Raw genomic sequence first — 24,232 nt, forward strand, 5'->3', positions numbered from 1 at the left:
GAAATTTGGCGCGAGTGGTAGGTAAGGTGAGGCTGTAACAAAAGTCAAAATTGATTTTTGTTACAGCCTTTTTCTAGCAATTTTTCGATGATTTTACAAACAGGTGAGGTGAGTGAGATGAAAAAACAAAAAAAGGACAGAAAAAAAACAGATATCTTCATGATAATCGTTCTATTTCTTGGTATTGGTTTATTTTCCTATCCATTTGTTAGTGATGCCGTTAATAGTTATTTCGATCAACAATTAGTTCAGTATTATCAACAAAAGGCCAATAACGAAAATGAAGAAGTAGTTGCCAAACTAAAAGAGAAACAAGATAAACAGAATGCGGAGTTAGCAAAAGATGGAAATAATCCTGGAGTAGCAGCATTTAATGATGCGGTAAGTAATGAACAGCAAAAGAAAATCAAAAAAGAACAATCTTATTTAAAACAGCATACAATTGCAACTTTAACTATTCCAAAAATCAAAGTTAGTTTACCCATTTTTGATCAGACAAACGAATTGTTTTTACAAAACGGTGTTTCCTTGCTTGAAGGTACAAGTATTCCCTCTGGTGGTCCAACTACTCACAGCGTCTTGTCAACTCATCGAGGACTACCAGAAGCTAAACTATTTACGGACTTACCTAAACTAAAAAAGACAGATGTTTTCTATATTGACATCAACAATGAACGACTAGCTTATGAAGTTGACCAAATAAAAACGATTGAACCTACAGACACTCAAGACTTACTGATTCAAGATGGAGAAGACCTTATTACCTTGATGACATGTACCCCTTATATGGTCAATACACATCGTTTGCTCGTTCGGGGCCACAGAATCCCATATAAGCCAGAAGCGGAGAAAGAAATCAAAGAAACTATCAACCACAATCGAAACAAATTATTTATTTGGATAGGTGGAATAATTTTAGCCGTGTTACTTAGTCTTTTCATCTTTAGAAAGATCAAAAAGAAAAGAACACAATAATCAATAAAAAGCGTGAGTCAGACTACTCTTGGAAGGAGCCTGCTTACGCTTTTTTGATTGTAATTAACCATTCGTGCTTTCTTGAAGAATTCCTTCAATAATTTCTGATAAAAAAATAGTTTTCATTTCGTTTTCGACTGATTGTTGTAAAAAAATATATTTCTGATCCAATACTTTTTGAATATTTCCACCAACTAAGCAATTTGGGGCAGTATTTTTATCTGAATGAAAAATTGCTGGGTCTTTTTCGACCGCTTTATAGATAGTAGCTAATGAAATTTCTTCCGGTGGCATTACTAAAGAGGGGGCAGCCTTTCCTGATTCTGTTTTAATTAGGTTTGCTTTTCTCAAATCACCCATGATTTTTCTAACAGTTACCGGATTTGTTTGCACACTTTTGGCAATTGCTTCACTGGATAAATCAGTTCCTTGAAAAATTTGAATATAAGCTAAGATATGTATAGCATCACTAAGTCGCACTGAATACTTCATTCGATCACCTTTTCTTTTTGTTTGACATCTATACTTTTATTATATATTATTTACCTGTAATTTACAAATATACAGGCAGGAAGTATTATCTAGAAAGGGGTATCGTATGAAAAAAATTGGTTTATTTTTATTAGCAATTAGTATGGGCACGGTTTTGTTAGCTGCTTGTTCATCTCAAAATAAAGAGGAAAACACAAAAAATAATTCAAGTAACGCCACAACAACGACAAAGGAGGACACAAAGATGTATACAGAAACGAACGGGCACAATATCACATATTACACTATGAATCCAGATGAAGTGTTTGGGGCTACTGCAACAATTATTGAAAAAAACGGTAAAGGCTTATTAGTAGATACTCAGTTTTCAAAAACAGACGCAGAAAAGATTTTAAAAGTAGCTAAAGACAAGAACATTGATATTCAGACAATTTATATTTCTTATAGTGATCCAGATTATTATTTTGGAGCAAGCCAAATCAAAAAGAAATTTCCAAACGCTAAACTTTTAGCTACAGCTTCTAACATTGAAAGAATCAAAGAAACTTACAAGGCGAAGCTTTCTGTATGGTCGGATACGCTAAAAGAAAATACACCCGACGAAATCATTATTCCCGAAGAAGTGAAAGATTCAATTAGCTTAGAGGGAACAGAATTCTCAATTTTTGGCAGCGATAGAAAGGAACAAACACTTTACAATAAAGAAGATGACTTACTTTTAGGTGGGATTCTTGTTTCTACAGGTAGCCATTTATTTATGGCAGATACAAAAACGATTGAAGCCCAAGAACAATGGATTACAGACCTTGATGAACTAACTTCTTTGCAGCCTAAAGTAGTTATTCCAGGGCATTTTGAACAAGGAAATGATTTTTCAGCCAAAAATATTGAATTTACCAAAGACTATATTCAAAAATTTATTGAAGTAGAAAAAGATAGTCAAGCAAGCGCAGAGATTATCGAAAAAATGAAAAAAGCTTATCCAAATTTGCCAGATGGAAGTTTAGAAATGAGTGCTAAAGTTGTGACTGGAGAAATGGACTGGGAATAAACTTATCAAATAGCGAAGACGTCTACATCAGGAAGTTTCTTCACAATATTAAAGACAAAAAGATGATGACCTATATTTGGAGATAAAAAATTTAGAGATATAAACTCTTTTCGTTCGAATAAGTTGCTATCAACCGCTTATCAGAACAAAAAGAGTTTTTTTATATATTAGATACAAAAGCAACCACCATTTTCATTCCATATATCTATTAGAAAACGAGAATAAGATAACCCCTTATCTTACTAAGTATCTCCGTTACCAAAGTGCCAAATAAATGGTGGAACATGACTTTTGATTGTTCTGGATGAAATCAAAAAACGGCATAAAAAATAGAGCGGATGAATCCACTCTATAAAAAGTCTAACTTTTCGGGGTCACTACAGGACTTCGACGTTATTTTTTACTCTTTTTTAATTACTTCTTGTTGCTCTTTTTTTAGATGTAGAGGAATTTCTTTTACTTTTAAAATGTCTAAAAAGAAAGTGAAAATCGGAATACCCACGATTAGTCCCCAAACACCAAACAAACGCTCACTGACTAATAGTACGATAAAAGTATAAAAAATCGGTAATTCTGTTTTGCTAGACATCAATTTAGGATTCAATACATAAGACTCGATCAAGTGGACAATCAAAATCGTGATTAAAATATAAACAACATCTCTGATTCCTCCTTGCGAGTAAGCAATAAATGACAATGGAATGCAAGAGATAATAACACCCGCTACTGGAATCAGGCTCAAAATAAAAATCATGATCGCTAAACTAGGTAATTGAGTGAATCCAAATGCAGCTAAGGCAATTGTCGTAATCACGGTGTTCAAAACAGCAATCACAAATTGTGCCTCCAAAACTAAGCCAAACGTGTTAACAAATTTATCTGCGAAATAATAAATATCTTGAAAGAACCAAGCAAACTCACTTTTCAAAAAGAGTCGAGAAAAAAGCACTGTTTTTTTCTTCTCAATCATGAAAAAGAAACTCAAAATAAAGGACATGGCAAACGCTACAGCTAATTTTCCAAGATCTTGTAGATAGCCAATAGCAATAGATGCACTATTTTGCACTTGTTCAAAAAAATCATTGCGTTCAATATAATTATGAACATAGGTTAGTAGTGGATTATCATCTTTAGGTTGCTGTTCATAAAAGTGAATAACTGAACCAACCATATCAAAAGTCTGATGAATCAAGATAGGGATATACTTCGTTAGTGCCAGATAAATCATGTAAACTACTATCGAATAAATAACTACTGTCAGCGCTGCAGTTGGTATCTTAACAAAACGCTGAATAATCTGAACAAGATGAATCATTAAATAGGTAAAGATAAAGGTGAGCAAGACCGTAGTAATCATTGCTTTAGATAAGAAAAGTAGTAAGATAACTGAAAGTAGAACAGTCAACCTACGAATTTTTTCATTTGCCAAAAATCGTTGGTAAAAAGACAATCATACAACCTCCCAGAAAATTATAGTACGTAACAAACTCATTATAGAATGAACAAACTTAAAAAGAAAACCGTTAAAAGTAACATTAGGTACTTTCTTATCAATTCCTTACTAACATCTAAAAAAGAAAGGGTTTACATACGAAAGAGTTATGTCATACTACTAAAGAGATCTAAATATATAAAGTAGAGGTGCAGACAAAATGACAAAACTAACAGATTCTTTACCAATTTCCACAGAACGAGGTTTATCAATTGATATTGGTCGCAAATTTTATTCACCCAATTTTTTAAAAAATCTACTTGATTACATGGCATCACTAAAAATGAATGCATTACAGCTTCATTTTTCGGACAACGAAGGTTTCCGAATTGAATGCGAAACTGTTCCAGCGTTAACTTCGTCGCACTACTTATCAAAAATAGAAATCAAAGAATTAATCGCTTATGCTAAGCAACTGGGAATCGAAATCATTCCAGAATTTGATAGTCCTGGTCACTTGAAACGACTACTTAGTATTTATCCAGAATGGCAGATGGAACGTTTAGGAGAAGACTCAGATGTTTTCCCTTCAAACCGTGCAATAGATATCACAAATCAACTGGCAGTGAATAAAATCAAAGAAATTATCAAAGAATATTTAGAACTATTCCATGATTCACATTATTTTCATTTAGGAGCAGACGAATATATTAGTTTTGATGAATTAGATCGCTATCCTCAATTAGCGAGAAAAGCAGAGGAAATTTATCAGAATCCTGATAGAACCTATGATCTATTTATTGATTATATCAATGACCTAGCAACTCTAGTTGAATCAACTGGTAAAACTGCACGTATCTGGAATGATGGAGTTTACAAAAAGAATCAGAAAGCGGAAAGCGGCCTGAAGAAATCAATTCAAATCACTTATTGGACAAATTACAATGCACAAATGGCAGATGTTCAAACCTTTTTTGAAGAAGGGCATCAAGTGTTAAATTTCAATGATAACTATTTTTATTTTGTACTTGGTGAAGGAGCGGGCTATCGTTATCCTACTGGAGATAAAATAAAAAATGAGTGGAAGCCAACGATTTTTTCTGGTAATCAACAGATTACAGAGGAGCAACTAACTAAAGTACCTGGAACATATTTTGCCATCTGGTGCGACTTCCCAGATGCATTAACGGAAGAGGAAGTATTACAAATGATTAAAGAACCACTAAAAGAGCAACAAACAATGCTCTGGAATGATCAGCTAACAACAAAATAAAGTCATTCATTCTCATTGCTTTTCTATAAGATTTCATAATAAAAACTATTATAAATATCATCTTTATAAATGGAAAATAATCATTTATACTTTTCATGAAAAGAAAAATACTAGAAAGAGATGATTATATATGATGAAAACAAGTAGAAAAGTCGCAATTGTAGGTACAGGATTCGTTGGAACAAGTATTGCCTATGCGATGATTAATCAAGGGATTACAAATGAATTAGTTTTAATTGATGTTAATCACGAAAAAGCAGAAGGAGAAGCACTTGACTTGCTGGATGGTATGGCTTGGGGCGAAGAAAATATTGCTGTTAAATCTGGTGACTATGCTGAATGCGCAGATGCTAATCTAGTAGTCATCACAGCAGGGATCAATCAAAAACCTGGCCAAACTCGCCTAGACCTTGTTAAAACAAACGCGACTATCATGCGCGAAATAGTTGTACAAATTATGAATGCTGGATTTGATGGTATCCTTGTGATTGCTTCAAATCCCGTAGATATTCTCACTTATATTGCTTGGCAGACATCTGGTTTACCAAATAATCGTGTGATTGGTACAGGAACAACTTTAGATACTACTAGACTAAGAAAAGAAATCGCATTGAAATTACAAGTCGACCCAAGAAGTGTTCACGGTTATGTTATGGGTGAACATGGTGACTCTGAAGTTGCTGTCTGGTCTCACACAACAGTGGGTGGCAAACCGATTCTCGAACTAGTAGAAAGTGATTCTCGCCTAACAAAAGGTGAGCTAACAATAATTGCTGAAAAGGTTAAAAATGCAGCCTACGAAATCATTGACCGAAAAAAAGCAACATACTATGGTATCGGAATGAGTACTACTCGGATTGTAAAAGCCGTCTTGAATAATGAGCAAGCCGTGCTACCAGTTTCAGCTTATTTATCAAATCAATATAGTCAAAAGGACATCTTTACTGGGGTACCTTCTGTAGTAGATGAAAATGGTGTCCGTGAAATAATCGAATTAGCTATCACAGACGAAGAACAAGAGTCATTTAATCGCTCTGTATCCGAATTACAAGCTGTTCTAGATACTGTAAAATAATAATGTGGTGAAAGGGAAGAGGTGGAGCTCTTCCCTTTTTTAGTTATGATATTCTTTCAAAAGCCCTTTTTGCAAAAGTTCTTGCTTGTCTTTAAGATTAAGTAGATTTTCTTGAAAGTTCTGTGCATACATGACTGAATAAAGGGTATTTAGCACATAATCAAAAGCAATCTGAGAAGAGAAAGTAGCGACTTTTGCAAAGTCATATTCATCTTGAGAAATAACTAAACTCATTGTCGCTTTCTTTGCCATTTCAGAATGTTCGTTTCCTGTAATTAGCAAAGAAGGGGTACCCACATAGTTCAAGTAAGCCAATATCCGTTCATAATGGTGAATACGACCACTATAGCTAATAAAGATCGCACAATCATTTTTCATCAGATTAGCAGCATTCCATGAAGAATCACTATACTCTTCAGCAAGAATCAAAAATTTATTAAGCTTAACTAACTTATTTTGAAACTTCCTTGCAGTAATCTGGGAATCTCCTTTTGCGAATAAAAACATTCGGTTTGCTTGATTTAACGTGGTTGCTATCGTATCTAATTCTTGTCCTTCAATTTGTAGTTGCGCTTTTTTTATTGTCTGAACAGTAAGGTCTGCCATTTTATTAGCAATCGTTTGAGCATTATCTTCATGTGAAAATGGAAAATTTGGATCAATCACATGATTAAACTGGGCTACTAGTTGATGAACTTCACGTCCTAATTCAAAGCGAAATTCTTTAAAGCCCGCATAACCCATTTTTTTACATAAACGAATAATAGCTGAGTGAGAAGTATATGTAGCTTTTGCCAGTTCCTCAATCGTTAAATAGACGGCTTCTTCAAAATGTAATCGGATATAATCTGCAATCCGCTTCTCTGTAGTAGTAAATGTTTCTTGTTCGGCTAATTTATCTTCAATCAACACGCTTTCAACCTCCTAACGTCTTTATCATCTTACTAACAAATGACAAGGTTGGCTACTAATTCCTAAAAATTGGTACTTTTTTTCAAAAAACGGTTAATTTCCAGTGAAATTCAGAACATTTTTACCAAAATACGTGTACGTTAAGACTTTGAACACAGGATTCAGTATACTTGGCGTATCAACTATATAGGAGGTTTATTTATGTTAACAATTGCTTATCTGGGAAATGGAAAGAGTACAAATCGTTATCATTTACCTTTTTCTAGAAAATTATCAGACAAAATAAGAATCAAAAAAATTTACTCACCAAGTGAACCAGCCTGGGAAACTTTTGATGATATCGAGTACACTACAAAACTAGCTGATTTATGGAACGACCCTGAGATTCAATTAGTCGTTATCACGACACCAAGTCAATTTCATTATGAATATGCCAAACTTGCACTAAGACACGGCAAAAATGTTTTAGTTGAAAAACCTTTTGCAGAAACTTCTAAAGAGGCAAAAGAACTCTTTTCTCTAGCTAAAGAACAAGGATTGTTTATCCAATGCTATCAAAATAGACGTTTTGATTCAGATTTTTTAACTGTACAAAAGGTAATTGAAAGTGGCAAACTAGGAGATATTTTAGAAATCGAGATGCATTACGATTATTTTCGACCAGAAATCCCTGAAAGCACCACTACGTTTTCTATAGCAAACAGCTATCTTTACGGACATGCGTGTCACACAGTAGACCAAGTTCTTTCTTACTTTGGTGAACCAGACGACATTCATTATGATGTTCGCCAATTATTAGGAAAAGGTCGGATGAATGATTATTTTGATTTAGATTTTTTCTATGGAACAATGAAAATCTCAATAAAATCAAGTTACTTTAGAATCAAAGAACGTCCTAGCTTTGTTGTTTATGGAAAAAAAGGCATGTTTGTCAAACAAACGAAAGATCGTCAAGAAGAACATTTGAAAATGTTTTATATGCCAGATAACGCTGATTTTGGAATAGATTTACCGGAACATTTTGGTGTTTTAACTTACATGGATGATAAAAACATCTATCGTGAAGAAAAGGTGACTTCAGAGATAGGTGATTATAGCCGTGTATATGACGGTATTTATGAAACATTAATCAATGGTGCAGAAAAACTCATTAAAGATGAAGAAACCATTTTACAAATGCAGATTTTAGAAAATGGCATTCGTTCTATTCAAGAAAACGAAGAGAAAGAATAACATTTATATTCAAAAATTTAAATTAAAGAGATCCTTTTTGACAGTCTATTTATTCTTAGGTAAGATAAATAAGAGAACATGATAATTTTCTGGAGGGACAAAACTATGACTAATTACGATGGTGAAAAAGGAAAACGACTAAGAGGATCAATGGCACCAAAAACAGATGATGAAGTAGCTTTGGCTGGCACTAATTCTGGCGAAACACAAAACAAACAAGAAGCATTATCTGGAACTAACTCTGGGGAAGAAAAAACAGTCGCATTATCTGGATCAAATGCGGTTGAAGATGACACAAAAGAAGAACCAAACAAACTTGAAGAAGTCATAGAAGATGTCAAAGAAAAATTGGAAGAATTGACACCAAAAAACAAACATTCTAAATAAACAAAAATAGGTTGAGACAAACGTAGCCTCACTTAAATAGAAAAAAAGCCTAAAATTCGTTTCTCAGAACGTTGATTTTAGGCTTTTTTTAATTGGAAAATGTGTTGATAACGACTGGATTTCTAGTTTTCTCCCCGTCTCTTTATTCTAAAGACAAGGCACTAAACGCTAGTGCCTTGTCTTTTTTTATTTATGTTTACACTATTAAATTTGATTCCTTTCGCGTTTTGCTAGATAGGGCATAACGAACCCTAAACCAATCAAAACAACAATTCCAACAATATTGATGATTAATTCATGCCAAAAAAGTGATGAACCAAAAGCGGCATCCTGTGGTAAGACACCAAAAAGCGTTGCAATTATTGTTACAGCAAAACACCAGACACCAACAGCAACAGCAAATCGGTCGTTTTTGATAAACACGTACTCTGATTGGTATTTTTGACTATTTAAACGGATTTTGATAAACGCAAAGAAAATCCAACAAGTCACACCTGGAGAAATAATCCCATTCAAGTTCAATAACCAGTTAAAAATATCATTCATTTCTGGCAAGAAAACACCCAACAATAGAATAAAAGCACTTAACGCAGTTGTTAGAATATATCCATTAATTGGTAGACCATCTTCATTTAATTTTGTTAATTTTTTAGGCATGAATTCTTTACCTGTATCTGAGATAAGCATTCTTGTCATAGCATCAAGTAAAACTGCAAGCAGCGCACACATATAAATAATTTGTGTCACCGCAAAGATATACATCAAGCTATTCCCCATATGAAAAAACTCACCTAGACGTTGAAAAGCATAATAAGAACCATTCATCTTTAGATTATTCGGTAAATGGTGCGCATCGAAGAATACACCTAAAGAAAAAGAACCAAAAACAGTTAAGAAAATAGTCATAACAGTTAACATAATCATTGCTTTAGGAAATTCTCTCTTCGGTTTACGCATTCGAGTAACGAAAGGCGCAACTAATTCTGCTCCATTAATTGCATAAATCAGTAACCCAATCGTTGTTAAGTAATGCAGATCAAATTTTGGCAAAATTGTTTTGAAATTCATTGGTTGTGTTTCAATGTGTCCATTTGGCATAAATAGAGAAGTAAAGGTCATAATAACGAATAAGATTGTCATCACAAACATTGCACCACCGCCAATTGTGCTTAGAACTTCTAAAGACTTCTTGAAATGACGTTGCAAGAAAATAAATGCCAAGAAAATAACAAATGTCAGTAAAGCAAATAACGAATTAGACATTGTGTCTTCCATCGAATCATTTCCATTAATCAACCAACCAAAACCAACTACCACTGCATTCGCCGTGTCAACAACATAGGGGATAGAAGCAGCCCAATAAGTCCATGCCGTAAAGTAGCCAAGTTTATCACCACTTGTCCCACGAACCCACGAACTCAAACCACCACCTTCATGATTAAAGACAGACCCCAGCTGACCAACCATCAATGAATAGGGAACAACGTATAGTATTAACAAAATAACCCATGAAGTAATAACACCCATGCCTTGATTAGCAAAATTATAAATAATATCATCAAACCCAATAACCGTAACAAAAGACATTAATGCCAACACGGGCCACGAAATAAAATTTTTCTTTTCTTCCATATACATAACCTCCAGCAAGTATTATAATCTTATTTTTCTGAAAATAATATGAAAGACAATCTGTGTTTCACTTAAAATATAGCGAAAGAACACAAAGAGAACTAAAAAATAAAAATCATCTATAAGTTAAGAAATAAAGCGATTAAAACAATCAATCTGCAAATTTCACTAAATAATCAATAGTTAAGGTTGAAATCCCACAAGCGTTTAAACATAATCAGTAGTTTTTCGATTAAAAAAGTTACAATAATTGTATTGATCACAATACATAAAGATAAATCATTTTTTATAGTATTTATGTTGAGTAAAGATAAAAGCAACATACAAAATTCATGCAAAATAATTTTTAAATGTTGTATTCAGTAATAATTAGCTAAAATTAATATAAAACAGCAATTATTTGATTAAAAGAGTGAATCTCATTCTTATAATCTACTTTGTATAATATATATTATGTAAACTAAAATAAATTTAAAATTTAAATCGCTGTACCAACCCTCCCTTTGTTCCTAAATTAAGCATTATTTGACGAAAATCATTCGTTTTTGTTTTATATACGTAAAACACAGTAAAATTTGTGTTTAAAATTCTGACGTACACTTGTCTTGGTAAAAATGTTTTAGATTTAGCTTGAAACTACTTAATTTCTGAAAAAATGTACCCAAATTCCGAAAATTCGTAGTCAATATTGTCATTTGTTCGTAGGATAAACATAAGATTTGCGAATTCACAGGTTTTTGGCGTGCTTGGTGGATTAATGAAATCATTTATACATCTACAAAATTACCAATTAGAATATAGAAAATAATCAAAAACACTGGTTTTAGACATATAAAGTGAACTTATTTTATTATCTCTGTCTTGATTGATTCAGACTAATTAAGCACAAAAAAGAGGAATCTTGGGATACAATTCCTCTTTTGATGGCTTTTTAGGCTACTGACAATAATATATAATTAAGCATTGTAATGTTAAAACTTCTTAATCTAAAAAGAGAGTTTCAAACATTGTTTAGAAAGCTGCTGTCACCTGGTGAAAAACCTCTTTGATTACAGGCAAGAAATAGATCACTCCGGCAGCTCCTAGAACTAAGAATAGTTGTTTTCTTTGTTTTTTTCGTTTCAGCATGCTTGTTGTTTTATGAAAAAAGTACAAAGCACTTTTTGCTAACGCTGTTACTGTCGATAAAATCAATGTTGGTGAATAAGCTGTTTGCTTTTCCGAAGTAACAGCTAGTAATTTCGTCCCATAAGTTGGATACTTGATAAATGCTTGATATAGCGCAATTAAAACAATTACCCCCATTGAATAATTTAGTAATGAATGAATTTTTCGCAAAAACGGTACCTCTTATCTTTATTATTTTATAAATATTTTTATTTTTGTTTTCTAAGTGTTAAAGTTCTCACTTTTCGGAATAAATGTCTTTACTCTGATTGTGACTCTTTTTCTGAATTTGCTTTGTCCATCCATGGGAATTCGAAGCCAATTGTTAGATCCGCTTTTAATACTAAAACTGCATCGAACTTTCCTTTTTTACCAGTAAATCCTTTGATTACCTTGCTGGTCTTTCTTTTCGATAAAAGCTCACGTAAGTTCGTCTTAGTCAGTTTCTTTTTAGCGACTATTGGCCATAATTTGAAGTCACATTCTGCGTTGAGACAACTTGCAACCTTAGGATACAACATCACAACCCCTTTTTGACACTTTGGACAGCGACCCAATTGATCGTTCTTCTTCTCCATCGCCTTAATTTGACGTGTACCGCTAACTTCCTTTGATAAATCAACTTGTTGGATTTGTTGCGGAACTGAATCTAGCAAATGTAAAATAAATTTTTTGATATTTTCCAAAAATACTTCAGGAGTTCCTTGGTTCTCTCCAATTTTTCGTAAATACCCTTCCCAACGCGCAGTCATTTCGGCACTGGTCAATAGTGGTTCACTTGCGACAGCTTTACATAAAGTGATACCTTTTGAAGTAACAAATAGTTCATTTTTATTTACTTCGATATAGTGACGCTGCTTCAAATTTTCGATAATATTTGCACGTGTTGCTTCAGTTCCAATCCCTTCCACTTCTTTCAATATTTCTTGTGCTTCGTTATCATCTAATGTTTTCCCCGCTGTTTTCATAGCTGTAATCAGCGTCCCTTCATTGTAAGGTTTGGGAGGTTGTGTTTCTTTTTCGAGACGCTTCAATTCGACTTCAACAAGATCACCTTCTTGAATTATCGGCAATTTTTGCAGGTCTTTTTTCTTTTTCTTTCCAGTATTTAAGATCGCTTGCCAACCTTGTTGGATAGGTATTTTGCCAATACTTTTTAGTCTCAACTGATTTACAGCTGTCAAAACAGTTGTTTCTTCATAAATGTAGTTACTTGCAAACATTGCGAGCGTCGTTTGTAGCACCTGCAAATAGACCGCTTGTTGGAGACGCGAAAGTTTAGCAAAACGTTCTTTGGTCGGGATCGTTTTGGTAGGAATAATTGCATGATGTTCCTGTACTTTACTAGCATCAACGTAACGTTTTTTTGGAAAGAGTTCTGGTGTTTCAATCGTATCAATACCAAGAAATCCTTTATATTTTTCTAATCGCTGAACTAGATAGCGATGTTCATTATCAGTGATATATGGCGAATCCGTTCTGGGATAGCTTAAAAATTTACTTTCATATAACCCTTGAACCGCTTCTAAAGTTGATTTTGCACTAGCTTTCATCAACTGATTCATTTTCGATTGCAAACTAGATAGCGAAAATAATCGTGGACTACGTATTTGCTTTTCTTTTTTTTCTACCTTGTTGATTCGCCCTTCTTGAACACCCAAATGCGCACCTAACTTTTGTAATTCTTCTGTTAATGCTTCTGGTGTCTTGAAAGTTTTTTTGGGTTCCATTTTTCCGATGAATCGCCCATTTTGATGTCGAATTTCTCCCTCACCTTCGAAATAAGGTTCATTTTTGAAACGATTGATTTCTTCTTGTAGTTTAAAAATCATATATAAAGTAGGTGTCTGAACTCTTCCTAGTGAAAAGCTACCATCAATTCCTTTATTTTGAAGCAACAAACTGTATAAAGGGCTGCCATTCATTCCGATTAGCCAATCAGCATTTTGTCTTGCTTTTGCCTCTTTATACTTCGGGTAATAGTATTCACCTGGTCTTAAATCTTTAAAGCCATCATAGATTGCTTCTTTTTCTAAGGAATTAATCCATAAACGAAGATATTTTTTTTCTTTGGAAAATGCTTTTGCTTGACGAATAATCGACCAGGCAATCGCTTCTCCTTCTCGATCCCCATCAGTAGCAACAATAATGGTATTTGCAGACTGCAGCTCTCTTTTGACAATTGCAAACTGCGCTCTCTTATCCGTAGGAACTTCATATTGAAAAGTCTCAGGGAAAATAGGTAAATTTTCTAAGGACCATCTCGCCCAACGTTGATCATATGCTCCCGGTGGAACCATATCTACTAAATGGCCAAATCCATAAGTAATTGTTACTTCACCTGTAAATAACGGATCTTTGATTTCATAATAACCATCCCGTTTTTTTCGTTGTTGAAAGGCTTCAGCATACGCTTTTGCTTGTGATGGCTTTTCAGCTAAAATGACTGTTTTCATAGCTTCCCCTCCGTTATTCAAGCTATTTTCGACTTACCTATTATGAAACAAATTCTTGAATCTGACAACCAAAAAAAGCCTTGCCTCATCAAGAGTCTGATAAGGAAAGGCGAAAATACATTCGTAGTTTCATAAAAATGAAGATTTATCCATGCGTTGTCGTAAGTCGTTGTTAAAGAATGCAGCTTCCTTACTTGATAGCCTAGGTGGTGCGCAACTTTGATTGACGTATCAACGCAATATTCTGTTTGTGTCCCACAAATTTCCAGCGTCTGAATATTTAACTCCATCAGCATATTTTGTAGCGCTGTTTCGAGAAAAGCATCCGCATGCGTTTTTTCTATATAACGCGCTTCATTTGGTTGAATGATTTCGGGAATGATTTTCCAAGCCGTTGTCCCTGAAATTAGTTCTTTATCGGCATGTTGAATAAAGATGATTTGCTTTTGTTGTTCTTTATATAAAAGTATACGTTCATTTACTTGTTTTGTTAGCAATTCTAATCCAAAAATTTCAGTTTTATCGTGACAAACACCATTTTGTAAATCAATTACGACTAGTGCATCATATAGTTGTGCTTTCATACAAACGTTCCCTCATTGTTTTCTACATTACAGCCGATTTTGTCCGATATCTGCCGCTGGCAACACGTATTCAAGCAAAGAGAAATCTTGATTATTATGCACGCGAATTTCCAAAGGGTTTAACTGTAGCAAAGGCTCAAGTTGCCGTTCGAGCATGATTGGCGAATGCGTACTAGTACTTCCAATATTCAATAACTCAATGCACACATCTGGTGATAAGTTAGAAGCAATCTTGGGTACATCTCGATTCAAAAAATAATCGACTAAAACGATGTCTCCTTGAAGTGCATGAATCATGTCTTGATTTTTGGCTAGTTCTACATAAACAAATTTCAACTTATTTTTCAAATCACTTGTCCGAACGTTCCGATAAAGCTGTTTGGTAATATGTTTTCCAAGTGATTGCGTACAAGTCACCAAAAAGACTGTTTTTTTCTTTAACATAGCTATCCCCTCTCTTTTTCGACACTATAAAACTATTTTCAGAAACATTACATTTATTTTTACTGAAAGAACGCTTTTTTTACTTATTATTAATAATTGCAGTCGGTAATTCCTCAATTAGACACACAAAATTGCTTTAAGCTAACTTTAGGTTAACTATGTTAAAATTAATTAGAATGAAAAATGAGGTGAATCAATGATAAAGTTACTCATTGTTGAGGATGAAAAAGTTTTATCTGACAACATCAAAGAGATTATTAACGATCTTGGAGAAGTCGTCCAAGTTTACAATGGTAGTGAAGGGCTCTTTGAATTAGAAAGTGGTATTTATGACTTAGTTATTCTTGATCTGATGATGCCCGAAATGAACGGATACGAAGTTTTAGCCCAAGCAAGAAAAGCAAATATCCAGACGCCTGTCTTGATTTTAACAGCAAAAGATGGTTTAGAAGATAAAATCGAAGGGTTTGAAAAAGGCGCTGATGACTATTTAACTAAGCCATTTTATCGTGAAGAGTTGATTATGCGTGTCAAAGCGTTATTGAAACGTTCTTTGGGACTTTTTTATGAGCATTCACTTGAATACAAAGGTGTTACTTGTGATTTAAATCGTAATGAGGTCTCTTTTAAAGGCGAAATTTTACCAATTCAAGGAAAAGAATTTGAACTCTTAACTTACTTTTTGCAAAACAAAGGTATTATTTTAACAAAGGAACAGATTTTCGATCGGATTTGGGGATTTGATTCCGATACGACATTAACAGTCGTTGAAGTTTATATGAGTAATTTACGAAAACACCTGCGTGAAACGACTCTTGCGAAAGACATCAAAACACTTCGAAACGTTGGCTACATTTTACAGGAAGTGTAACAAAATGAGAAAAATAAAAGACAGATTTCCTAACAAGCAAAAAATCCGTTTCTTTTTAACTAATGTTACTGCTTTTGCTAGTATTTTTATTTTATTAGGCTTTATCACGCTTCAACTGCTGAACCAATCTGCCTACAGAGAAACTGATTTAAGTCTAACTCAAATTGATGCAAATTCGCGAGCCGTTCAGTTAGAAATTTCTCGTTATGAACAAGGAAACCCCTTTTTAGAAAATTTTCCTGGTGGACAACCCTTAAGTGATCCGGATAACAATCGTTTTAATACCCAAGTGATTTTGTGGTCTGCTTCTGGCGAGATTTTAAATAAAGCTGCTATTGGTGGCCGTTTAAATCAAATTCAAGGATTGAAATTGAATACCAAAAATCTAGATGTTATTCAAAGTATTGATTTATCTGACTCAGAGAACGATCATTCGTTGGCTTTTCGTTCAATTACACGTAAAGCTGAGTCCAATCAGAGCGAAATTGCTTATATTCAAGTATTAGCAAATACAAATCAGATTAAAGATTCTCTAGCTACCTTTCAAACTGTTATGATTATTTGTATGATCGTCTTCTGGCTGATTTCAATTGGTATTAGTTATTATCTATCTAACTTAAGTATGCGCCCTATTCTAGCTTCGTGGAAACAGCAAAAGGAATTTGTCGAAAATGCTTCTCATGAATTCCGAACACCTTTGTCTATTATCCAAAATAGCTTAGAACATTTATTTACAAAACCAAATCACACTGTTATCGAAGAATCAGAAAGTATTGCTCAAGCTTTAGCAGAAACCCGGCGACTTACTGGACTGACGACAGATTTATTAACGATTGCGCGAAATGATTCGAATCAACGGCTGTTATCAAAAACAGCTGTAAATATCCAGCCGTTCATCGCTCAATTAGTTAAGCCATTTCAAGAAATGGCCGAAATGGATGGAAAACATTTCTTGATTGCGAATAAGACCACAGCTACTGTCTTCATTGATGAAAAGAAAATCCATCAAGTATTAGTTATCCTACTTGATAATGCTTTGAAATACACTAGCCAAAGTGATTCTATCTTGATTGAATCACAAATAACTAACAAAGAATGGAAAATTGAAGTTAAGAATACTGGACCAAATATTTCCCCTGAAGAAAAAGCGCGAATCTTTGAACGTTTTTATCGTGAAGATCGTTCTCGTTCAAAAGAAACTGGTGGCTATGGGCTGGGTTTGGCAATTGCCAAACAAATTGTCGAGCAGCATAAAGGGAAAATTTCTGTAAGGGATTATGAACCACAAGGTGTCATCTTCACTGTTGAATTACCCCTAAAATAAAAGAGTTCCGATAGAATCAATTGATTTGATCTCTATCGGAATTTTTTATTTAGATAGTTTAGTCAGAATTGTTTTTCCTGTACTAATACTTTCCTATTCCTGACTTTTGTTTTAGGATAAGAGAAAGAATCAGCTATCGTTTTGCCTGATCTCGTTAATAACTCATCTGCGTTTAGGATTGCTTTATCCAAAGCTGAAAGGAGAACAATTATGGATAGTAAAACTAGAAAACAAGTACAAGAAAAATTGAAACAAAGATTACAATTGTTACCGCCAATTTTTGAACAGTTCTTGCTTGAAAACCGGGGACACTTATCTTTAAGTAGCCGTTATGAATATGCGAAAGATTTCCATTTATTTACCGATTTTCTAAAAGAAGCTTATCCAAAGCAAGAAATGGATGATGAATTTATCTTACAATTAGAAAAACAAGATTACCTGAACTTTCTAGCTAGTATATATCGTCATACACGCTCTTTTCAGACAGCCGCTGAACAGACTGTCGAACAGACATTTAAAAATAATTATCATGGTGTTTCTCGGAAACAATACGCGCTCAACCATTTTTTGAAGTTTTTGTTTCAAAATGGCAAACTAAAAGAAGAAATTTCGTTGTTAGGGACCAGCACCCCAGAGACCACTTCAGCCGCACCACGTTATCTCTCTGCGGATTTATTACTTGATTTTGAAACACTATTCATACCATCTGCAGGATTTGACACAAGCCGAGAAGCTAGTTTTGAGAAGAAAAACCGACCACGCAATCTCGCAATCCTTGCACTATTGCTTTATTGTGGACTCAAAATTCATGAAATTGTTGAATTAAAGAGGAAAGATCTCCTGCTAGAAAAACAGCTGATCCAATTACATCGAAAAGAAAACCGGTTGAATCAAGTACCACTTCCCAATGAAGCATTCAGTTTGCTGACAGCGTATCTCACACTAAATGAATTAGCTGCGGAAGAATTTGTCTTTCAATCATCACATGACCAGCAGATTTCTCCTCGAACGATTCGGCAAATTTTAAGTAAAGTAACTGTTTATCAAAATCTTTCACCAGAGTTGTGTCGAAAAACTTTTCGTTATTATACTGAACAATATTTGGATGATCTCGACGCAGTTAACTATTTATGTGGTAATCGCTACCTCAATCAACATAATTTTCAAGAAGTCTATCAAAAAATGCTGGTATTTTCCTACCGCCAATTTAGCTAACATACCGATTTTAGCTAAATTGTCTAGAAATCAACCAGCAATAAAGCTTTTTTCACTTTGATTATCTTTTAGAAAGGAAACGTTTTGCTCTTTTATTCACAAAATAATCTGTTATTTTCAAAGCGTTTGTGCTACGATTATAGCGGAATTTGTAACCCTTTTAACAAAAATTTGATGGAGTGTGACCTATGGAAACAATCGAATATTCCCCACTTAATTTATTTACTAATTACAAAGAGGCAGCAAAAAGAACACCAGATATTCCAATTATTATTGACGAACCTCTAGTTGCTTTTCCTGAGCTTGGATTTAAAAGCACTTACAAAGAAAGCTATGAAACCGTCTTAACACGTGCCTATCAGTTGGCAGCAATGGGTGTTGGGCTTGGCGACAAAATCATGCTATATAAAAGTTCAGCATTCGATACTTATTTAATGGCAGTTGCTGCTTCTTATCTTGGTGCTGTACCTGTGATGACTTCTTATCACTTACCTACAGCGACAATGGAAGTTTTCGTTGAGCGATTAGAAGATCCCTTTATCTTATTTGACGAAGTTACTGCTGAACGCGTAGCAGGGATTTCAAATGGTTCAAAAGAAAAGCAATTATCAGTGAAAGAATTATTGAACCAATCGACAACGCCAGTTTCTCAACAAGAACTACCAAAAGATCAAATTGCCTATATGACACATACTTCGGGAACAACAGGCATTCCAAAATTGATTTGTCATTCAGCAAACTCTATGGGCTGGCGAACAAAATGGCAAAAAACGATTTTTACAAAAATTGCAGCAAAAGAACTAGTTGCTTTCCACATTTCTCCCGTCCACTCTCGTTTCAATATCGGAATTTCTTCTTTAATGGCTATGGGTTTCCCAATGATGCCGTTAGCTAATGCACAGGGGGATCATGTAGTTAAAATGCTAACTGAAAATCCACCAATTGCACTAGAAACGCATCCAAATAACTTTGTTCAATGGAGTTTCGTTGCAAAAGAGGCACCAGAAGCTTTTGCTGGAATTCGTTACTACCACTCGACTTTTGATGCAATTAATAATCAAACGATGGCAACTTTTCTTGACACATCTAACACCAAGGATGCTATCTTTTTACAAGTTTATGGTCAAAGCGAATGTGGTCCAATGATTCTCAAAGCACATACATTGGAGTCACTAAAAACAAACGATGCTCGTGATATGGGCGTTGGTCTTGGTGACTTGACTAAAGCTCGAATCGCAGACGACCAGGGGAATCTCTTACCTATTGGCACAGATGGTCATATCCAATTCTTATCAAAAGGCCGCGCATTGACTTACTACAAAGAAGATGCACGTTTCCAAGAAAATGTTTATGGCGACTGGTGGGACAGTGGTGATTACGGTGTAATGAATGCAGATGGGCACCTTTTCTTAAAAGATCGTCAAGTTGACTTGATCGAAACAATCAATAGTACATTAGCAATCGAGGATTACTTACTTGACTCTCTTGATTTCCTTGCTGAAGTCGTAATCGTACGTGATAAAAATGATTCACCACAGCCAATCATTGCTTTAGCACCTGGAAAAGAAATGGATTGGGACACTTATTGGACACAAGTTCATGAACTACCACGCTTGAATACGCCAATTATTCGCGCATTTGAAGATATTCCACGGACTGCAACAATGAAAGTCCAACGTCTGCAAATCGAACAAGAATTAAAAAATCAATAAAAATTTTTTAAACAAACTGATACTTTTGATAACGATGTTCTCTTCGTTGTCAAAAGTATTTTTTATTCCCCCGTTTTTACAAAATTGGCTGAGTTTCAAATCTGCCAATTGGCTGTTTTCATTTTATTTTACTTTCGCTATACTTGCTTTCATGGAGGAAAACAAGATGAAAAGAGTATTAACAATTGGCGGATCTGACCCTTTCGCAGGTGGCGGAATTCAATCCGATTTAAAAACTTTTGAAAACTACCAGCTTTTTGGCCTAAGTGCCTTAACCTGTGTAGGCTTTTTGGATGAGCAAGGCGCATTCCAATTAGAAAATCTATCACCGAGACTACTGAAACAACAATTAGCTTCACTAACAAAAATGACGAGCCTTGATGGAATCAAGCTTGGCTTACTTCACTCAGAAGAAGCCATCACGATTGTACGTGATTTTTTGATACAAAATTCAGAACTTCCAGTTGTCCTAGATCCTGTCCTTGCGTTTAAAGAAACCAAAACGACTGAAAATAAACGTTATATGGATAAAATGATTTCTGAACTTTTTCCTTTAGCAACTGTGATTACCCCAAATTTAAAAGAAGCGGCTTTGCTAGCAAACCAAGATAAGTTGCGCTCACTAGATGATCTTCGCCACGCAGCTCAAACCATCCACGCTCTCGGAGCAAAACAACTTGTGATTAAAGGTGGTCAAGGCATTCATGGTGACTTTGCTATCGATTTATTTTTTGACGGCGAAAAAGAACAACTATTTACTCGTAAAAAATTAACAAAGTCAACTGTGAATGGTGCGGGTTGTACGTTTTCTTCTGCTATTTTAGCAAATTTATGCCAAGGAAACTCCTTACCTGACGCAATTGCGACTAGTAAAGATTATGTTTATCATTGTATTGAACACGGCATCTTGATGAATGATGGCTCCGGAAGTGTTTGGTCCGGAGGAAAATTAAAGGAGGAATAACGAGGAATGAACATTAGACAAATAACCACTTATGCTATGTTGATTGCGCTAACTGTTGCGCTTTCTCTGACGATTCTTATCCCCGTTCCAGCCACAAATGGTTTTATTACCTTGTGTGAAGTTGGCATCTATACAGCAGCTTCGTTATTTGGGCCGATTGGTGGCTTAGTAGTTGGTGGTTCCAGTGGTTTATTGATTGATTTGATTTCAGGTTATCCACAATGGGCGATTTTTTCTCTGCTCATTCATGGGTTACAAGGATTGACAGTGGGTTTGATTGGTCGACAAACAACGCTTCGCTGGTTTCTTGGATTATTAACTGGTAGTGTAGTCATGATTATTGGCTATTTGTTAGCCGGTTGGTTCTTATATGGCTGGCCAGCGGGAGTCGCGTCAATTCCCGGAAATATGATTCAGAATCTATTCGGAATTGCTCTCACCTACCCATTAGTTTCTGGCTTGAAACGATTTCAATTAGGAAAACAACGCTAATCATAGCGAAAGAAGGATGAATAAAATGGAATTAACAAAAGAAATGTTGGCAAAAGAATTAACGGAAATGGTTACTGATATCTTGAATGAAGCAAACCTAAGGGCAGGTGATTTATTTGTATTAGGATGTAGTACCAGTGAAGTTGTCGGTGGACATATCGGAAAAAACTCTAGTGCTGAAGTTGGTCAATGGATTGTCCAAACATTAAAAGAAATCCTTGATCCTAAGGAAATCTCGCTAGCTGTCCAAGGCTGTGAACACTTAAATCGGGCACTTGTCGTGGAACGTAACGTGGCAGAAAAGAAAAATTTTGAAATTGTAACAGTTGTTCCAGCTTTACATGCGGGTGGTGCTTGTTCTGTTGCCGCCTTCGAGCAATTTGCTGATCCAGTCGAGGTCGAACACATTGTTGCACAAGCGGGAATTGATATCGGTGATACGTCTATTGGCATGCACGTCAAACATGTTCAAGTTCCTGTCCGTCCCCGTTCAAATACTTTAGGTGGAGCTCATGTCACTGCGCTACGTTCTCGTCCTAAATACATTGGCGGGCCACGTACGCAATACAATACTAATGAACGTTAAGTAGTGATTAGCTTCAAGTAATAAGAAACCTTTTCTAACAATCACTTTCCATATGTTTATAAAAAGAGGACTTATTACCGAAGAAGCTGCTTTGGGAACACCATTTATTCAGAAAAAGGAAGCTGGTTTTTTCCCCAGCTTCCTTTTTTTGGCTCCTTTTCTTCTTACACTTTTTCAGATGTGTACTAGAGAACCTTTCGTTGATACATTCTGGCCTCATAAGGTGCAAATTCACCAACAAGACCAAATTGGGGCTCATCTAAATAATTGGTTAATACCAGTGACCAGTCTTCCGCTAATTTTTCAGTTGTTAGATCAAAAGTTGCCTTTTCCATCGTTAAGTTTACCATAATCAGGAATTGTTCACTAGATTCTATACGTTCGTAAATAAATAACTGCTTGTGTTCAGGTAAATATTCTTTGAATTCACCTGTAATCAATGCAGTATGCTGCTTTCGTAATTGAATCATTTGTTTATAAAAAGATAAAAGTGAATTTGGTTCTTTTTCTTGCGCTTCGACGTTGATAACTTCCTTATTTGGATTAACAACTAACCAAGGCTCATGTGAAGAGAAACCAGCAAATTTTTCATCCGTCCATTGCATTGGTGTCCGGCTATTATCTCTTGTCGTGCTACGAATGATTGCCAATGATTCTTCCGGTGTGCGCCCTTCTTGAAGCAATCGTTGATAAAGTTTTCTTGAATCAAGTGCATCTACTTGTTCGATTGATTCGAAAGCCATGTTGGTCATTCCAATTTCTTGTCCTTGATAGATAAATGGTGTCCCTTGTAAGAAAAAATACATCATTCCTAACGCTTTTGCAGACTCCAACCAATAATTCTGGTCATTGCCAAACGCAGAAACGCTTCGAGGTACGTCATGGTTTTCCATATAAAGTGCATTCCATCCTTTTCCTGCTAAAGAGTTCTGCCACTGACTTAATGCTTGTTTCAGTTTGACAACATCCAGCGCACCTTGTTCTTCATGGTTCCACAAAGAAATATGATCGAACTCAAAAATCATATCAAAATACCCAGATTCACCAACCCATTGTGGGCCTTCCGTTGCAGATACACCACTTGCTTCACCAACAGTCATGATGTCATACTCGTTAAAAATTGTTTTTAGTTCGGTCAAATACTCCCCGATTCCGGTTACATTTTGAAATGGTGAAAATGGATTAGCTGTTGCTGGAACAGCATAGTCTGCTTTTTTGATATGTGAAATGGCATCTAATCGAAAGCCATCAATTCCTTTTTCTAGCCACCAGCGAATCATGGTAAATAGTTCTTCTCTCACTTTCGGATTTTCCCAATTCAAATCAGGTTGTTCCTTGGCAAAAACGTGTAAATAAGATTGTCCGCTCTCCTCATCATGTGTCCAGGCTGAACCACCAAAAATGGACTGCCATTCATTTGGAGCTAACTCTGATGTGCTATCTGCCCATAAATAATAATCACGGAAAGGATTATCTACCGATTTTTTTGATTCAATAAACCATTTATGTTGATCGGATGTATGATTGATGACCAAGTCCATAATGACTCTGATTCCCATTTGATGTGCTTCAGCCAACAGCAAATCAAATTCTGCCATTGTTCCAAATTTTGCTAAGATTTCTTGATAGTCACTGATGTCATAACCATTATCAACAAATGGAGAAGAATAAATAGGATTGATCCAAATGAAGCCAATCCCTAACTCTTTTAAATAACTTAATTTTTCACGAATTCCATTAATATCACCAATCCCATCTTGATTGCTGTCTTTAAAACTCGCGGGATAGATTTGATAGCCTACTTCTTGTTGCCACCATTGCACATTTTTTGTCATGCGGATGTCCTCCTTTACCTTTTCATCAATTATAAACGAAATTGCTTCCTATAAGTCTTTGTTACCGTTAACAAAAAAGAATTAAAAACACTCAAAGAAACACTCAAAGAAAAAAACATA

Annotated in this window: 21 protein-coding genes and 1 pseudogene; 13 read left to right on the plus strand and 9 right to left on the minus strand. The window is 35.0% G+C overall.

What is annotated here, in order from left to right; genetic code table 11:
• Positions 1-117: 117 nt before the first annotated feature.
• A complete protein-coding gene (locus RV17_RS02060; protein WP_071868377.1) occupies positions 118-975 on the plus strand; it encodes a class C sortase in 858 nt (285 codons plus the stop codon).
• Between the two features lie 63 nt (positions 976-1,038).
• Here the strand turns inward: RV17_RS02060 and RV17_RS02065 are convergent, their stop codons facing one another.
• Entirely contained in the window at positions 1,039-1,467 is a 429-nt protein-coding gene (locus RV17_RS02065; RefSeq protein ID WP_071868378.1) for an Rrf2 family transcriptional regulator, read from the minus strand.
• Positions 1,468-1,573: 106 nt separating this feature from the next.
• Between RV17_RS02065 and RV17_RS02070 the strand changes: the two genes are divergently transcribed.
• On the plus strand, positions 1,574-2,518 hold the full coding sequence (locus RV17_RS02070) for an MBL fold metallo-hydrolase (protein WP_071868379.1): 945 nt from the start codon (positions 1,574-1,576) through the stop codon (positions 2,516-2,518).
• A 400-nt stretch (positions 2,519-2,918) separates the two neighbouring features.
• Here the strand turns inward: RV17_RS02070 and RV17_RS02075 are convergent, their stop codons facing one another.
• A complete protein-coding gene (locus RV17_RS02075) occupies positions 2,919-3,968 on the minus strand; it encodes an AI-2E family transporter (RefSeq protein ID WP_067482039.1) in 1,050 nt (349 codons plus the stop codon).
• Between the two features lie 202 nt (positions 3,969-4,170).
• Between RV17_RS02075 and RV17_RS02080 the strand changes: the two genes are divergently transcribed.
• Positions 4,171-5,223, plus strand: coding sequence for a family 20 glycosylhydrolase (locus RV17_RS02080; protein WP_071868380.1), 1,053 nt, complete (start codon positions 4,171-4,173; stop codon positions 5,221-5,223).
• A gap of 130 nt (positions 5,224-5,353) precedes the next feature.
• Positions 5,354-6,298, plus strand: a complete 945-nt coding sequence (locus tag RV17_RS02085; protein ID WP_071868381.1) for an L-lactate dehydrogenase — start codon at positions 5,354-5,356, stop codon at positions 6,296-6,298.
• Positions 6,299-6,337: 39 nt separating this feature from the next.
• Here the strand turns inward: RV17_RS02085 and RV17_RS02090 are convergent, their stop codons facing one another.
• Positions 6,338-7,210 (minus strand): MurR/RpiR family transcriptional regulator, encoded by an 873-nt coding sequence (locus tag RV17_RS02090; RefSeq protein WP_071868382.1) that lies wholly within the window; start codon positions 7,208-7,210, stop codon positions 6,338-6,340.
• 201 nt (positions 7,211-7,411) lie between these two features.
• On the opposite strand from RV17_RS02090, the gene RV17_RS02095 reads away from it, so the two are divergent.
• Positions 7,412-8,443: a Gfo/Idh/MocA family oxidoreductase gene (locus RV17_RS02095; protein ID WP_071868383.1), complete on the plus strand. Its 1,032-nt coding sequence runs from the start codon at positions 7,412-7,414 to the stop codon at positions 8,441-8,443.
• Between the two features lie 105 nt (positions 8,444-8,548).
• Entirely contained in the window at positions 8,549-8,830 is a 282-nt protein-coding gene (locus tag RV17_RS02100) for an rRNA processing protein (protein WP_071868384.1), read from the plus strand.
• A 204-nt stretch (positions 8,831-9,034) separates the two neighbouring features.
• Here the strand turns inward: RV17_RS02100 and RV17_RS02105 are convergent, their stop codons facing one another.
• The 5 genes from RV17_RS02105 to RV17_RS02125 form a co-directional block, all read right to left on the minus strand.
• On the minus strand, positions 9,035-10,462 hold the full coding sequence (locus tag RV17_RS02105) for an amino acid permease (RefSeq protein WP_071868385.1): 1,428 nt from the start codon (positions 10,460-10,462) through the stop codon (positions 9,035-9,037).
• Between the two features lie 1,011 nt (positions 10,463-11,473).
• The gene (locus tag RV17_RS02110) at positions 11,474-11,767 is read right to left on the minus strand and encodes a hypothetical protein (protein ID WP_186807802.1); all 294 of its coding nucleotides are present in this window, start codon (positions 11,765-11,767) and stop codon (positions 11,474-11,476) included.
• A gap of 122 nt (positions 11,768-11,889) precedes the next feature.
• A complete protein-coding gene (locus RV17_RS02115) occupies positions 11,890-14,085 on the minus strand; it encodes a type IA DNA topoisomerase (protein WP_071868386.1) in 2,196 nt (731 codons plus the stop codon).
• Positions 14,086-14,102: 17 nt separating this feature from the next.
• Entirely contained in the window at positions 14,103-14,669 is a 567-nt protein-coding gene (locus tag RV17_RS02120; RefSeq protein WP_071868387.1) for an isochorismatase family protein, read from the minus strand.
• A gap of 27 nt (positions 14,670-14,696) precedes the next feature.
• The gene (locus tag RV17_RS02125; protein ID WP_071868388.1) at positions 14,697-15,113 is read right to left on the minus strand and encodes a hypothetical protein; all 417 of its coding nucleotides are present in this window, start codon (positions 15,111-15,113) and stop codon (positions 14,697-14,699) included.
• A gap of 196 nt (positions 15,114-15,309) precedes the next feature.
• Here RV17_RS02125 and RV17_RS02130 point away from each other — a divergent pair, with 196 nt between their 5' ends.
• The 7 genes and pseudogenes from RV17_RS02130 (at position 15,310) to RV17_RS02160 (ending at position 22,277) form a co-directional block, all read left to right on the plus strand.
• A complete protein-coding gene (locus tag RV17_RS02130) occupies positions 15,310-15,984 on the plus strand; it encodes a response regulator transcription factor (RefSeq protein ID WP_067482061.1) in 675 nt (224 codons plus the stop codon).
• A 13-nt stretch (positions 15,985-15,997) separates the two neighbouring features.
• A complete protein-coding gene (locus RV17_RS02135; protein WP_373270177.1) occupies positions 15,998-17,308 on the plus strand; it encodes a sensor histidine kinase in 1,311 nt (436 codons plus the stop codon).
• 210 nt (positions 17,309-17,518) lie between these two features.
• A complete protein-coding gene (locus RV17_RS02140; RefSeq protein WP_067482065.1) occupies positions 17,519-18,523 on the plus strand; it encodes a tyrosine-type recombinase/integrase in 1,005 nt (334 codons plus the stop codon).
• Between the two features lie 188 nt (positions 18,524-18,711).
• Positions 18,712-20,235, plus strand: coding sequence for an AMP-binding protein (locus RV17_RS02145; protein ID WP_067482067.1), 1,524 nt, complete (start codon positions 18,712-18,714; stop codon positions 20,233-20,235).
• 166 nt (positions 20,236-20,401) lie between these two features.
• Positions 20,402-21,216 (plus strand): annotated as a pseudogene (locus RV17_RS02150) (bifunctional hydroxymethylpyrimidine kinase/phosphomethylpyrimidine kinase).
• Positions 21,206-21,691: an ECF transporter S component gene (locus tag RV17_RS02155; protein ID WP_067482070.1), complete on the plus strand. Its 486-nt coding sequence runs from the start codon at positions 21,206-21,208 to the stop codon at positions 21,689-21,691. The pseudogene RV17_RS02150 and the gene RV17_RS02155 overlap by 11 nt, the downstream one beginning before the upstream one ends.
• Positions 21,692-21,716: 25 nt before the next feature.
• Positions 21,717-22,277, plus strand: coding sequence for a TIGR01440 family protein (locus RV17_RS02160; protein WP_071868390.1), 561 nt, complete (start codon positions 21,717-21,719; stop codon positions 22,275-22,277).
• A gap of 185 nt (positions 22,278-22,462) precedes the next feature.
• Here RV17_RS02160 and RV17_RS02165 read toward each other — a convergent pair whose 3' ends face one another.
• Positions 22,463-24,112, minus strand: a complete 1,650-nt coding sequence (locus RV17_RS02165) for an alpha-glucosidase (RefSeq protein ID WP_071868391.1) — start codon at positions 24,110-24,112, stop codon at positions 22,463-22,465.
• Positions 24,113-24,232 lie beyond the last annotated feature (120 nt).

The organism is Enterococcus thailandicus, from assembly GCF_001886265.1.
GTDB classification, from domain to species: Bacteria; Bacillota; Bacilli; order Lactobacillales; family Enterococcaceae; genus Enterococcus_B; species Enterococcus_B thailandicus.

Coding starts and splice junctions, on each gene's coding strand:
- RV17_RS02060 (WP_071868377.1), top strand. CDS start 118: ATGAAAAAACAAAAAAAGGACAGAAAAAAAACAGATATCTTCATGATA.
- RV17_RS02065 (WP_071868378.1), bottom strand. CDS start 1,467: ATGAAGTATTCAGTGCGACTTAGTGATGCTATACATATCTTAGCTTAT.
- RV17_RS02070 (WP_071868379.1), top strand. CDS start 1,574: ATGAAAAAAATTGGTTTATTTTTATTAGCAATTAGTATGGGCACGGTT.
- RV17_RS02080 (WP_071868380.1), top strand. CDS start 4,171: ATGACAAAACTAACAGATTCTTTACCAATTTCCACAGAACGAGGTTTA.
- RV17_RS02085 (WP_071868381.1), top strand. CDS start 5,354: ATGATGAAAACAAGTAGAAAAGTCGCAATTGTAGGTACAGGATTCGTT.
- RV17_RS02095 (WP_071868383.1), top strand. CDS start 7,412: ATGTTAACAATTGCTTATCTGGGAAATGGAAAGAGTACAAATCGTTAT.
- RV17_RS02100 (WP_071868384.1), top strand. CDS start 8,549: ATGACTAATTACGATGGTGAAAAAGGAAAACGACTAAGAGGATCAATG.
- RV17_RS02105 (WP_071868385.1), bottom strand. CDS start 10,462: ATGGAAGAAAAGAAAAATTTTATTTCGTGGCCCGTGTTGGCATTAATG.
- RV17_RS02110 (WP_186807802.1), bottom strand. CDS start 11,767: ATGGGGGTAATTGTTTTAATTGCGCTATATCAAGCATTTATCAAGTAT.
- RV17_RS02115 (WP_071868386.1), bottom strand. CDS start 14,085: ATGAAAACAGTCATTTTAGCTGAAAAGCCATCACAAGCAAAAGCGTAT.
- RV17_RS02120 (WP_071868387.1), bottom strand. CDS start 14,669: ATGAAAGCACAACTATATGATGCACTAGTCGTAATTGATTTACAAAAT.
- RV17_RS02125 (WP_071868388.1), bottom strand. CDS start 15,113: ATGTTAAAGAAAAAAACAGTCTTTTTGGTGACTTGTACGCAATCACTT.
- RV17_RS02130 (WP_067482061.1), top strand. CDS start 15,310: ATGATAAAGTTACTCATTGTTGAGGATGAAAAAGTTTTATCTGACAAC.
- RV17_RS02140 (WP_067482065.1), top strand. CDS start 17,519: ATGGATAGTAAAACTAGAAAACAAGTACAAGAAAAATTGAAACAAAGA.
- RV17_RS02145 (WP_067482067.1), top strand. CDS start 18,712: ATGGAAACAATCGAATATTCCCCACTTAATTTATTTACTAATTACAAA.
- RV17_RS02155 (WP_067482070.1), top strand. CDS start 21,206: ATGAACATTAGACAAATAACCACTTATGCTATGTTGATTGCGCTAACT.
- RV17_RS02160 (WP_071868390.1), top strand. CDS start 21,717: ATGGAATTAACAAAAGAAATGTTGGCAAAAGAATTAACGGAAATGGTT.
- RV17_RS02165 (WP_071868391.1), bottom strand. CDS start 24,112: ATGACAAAAAATGTGCAATGGTGGCAACAAGAAGTAGGCTATCAAATC.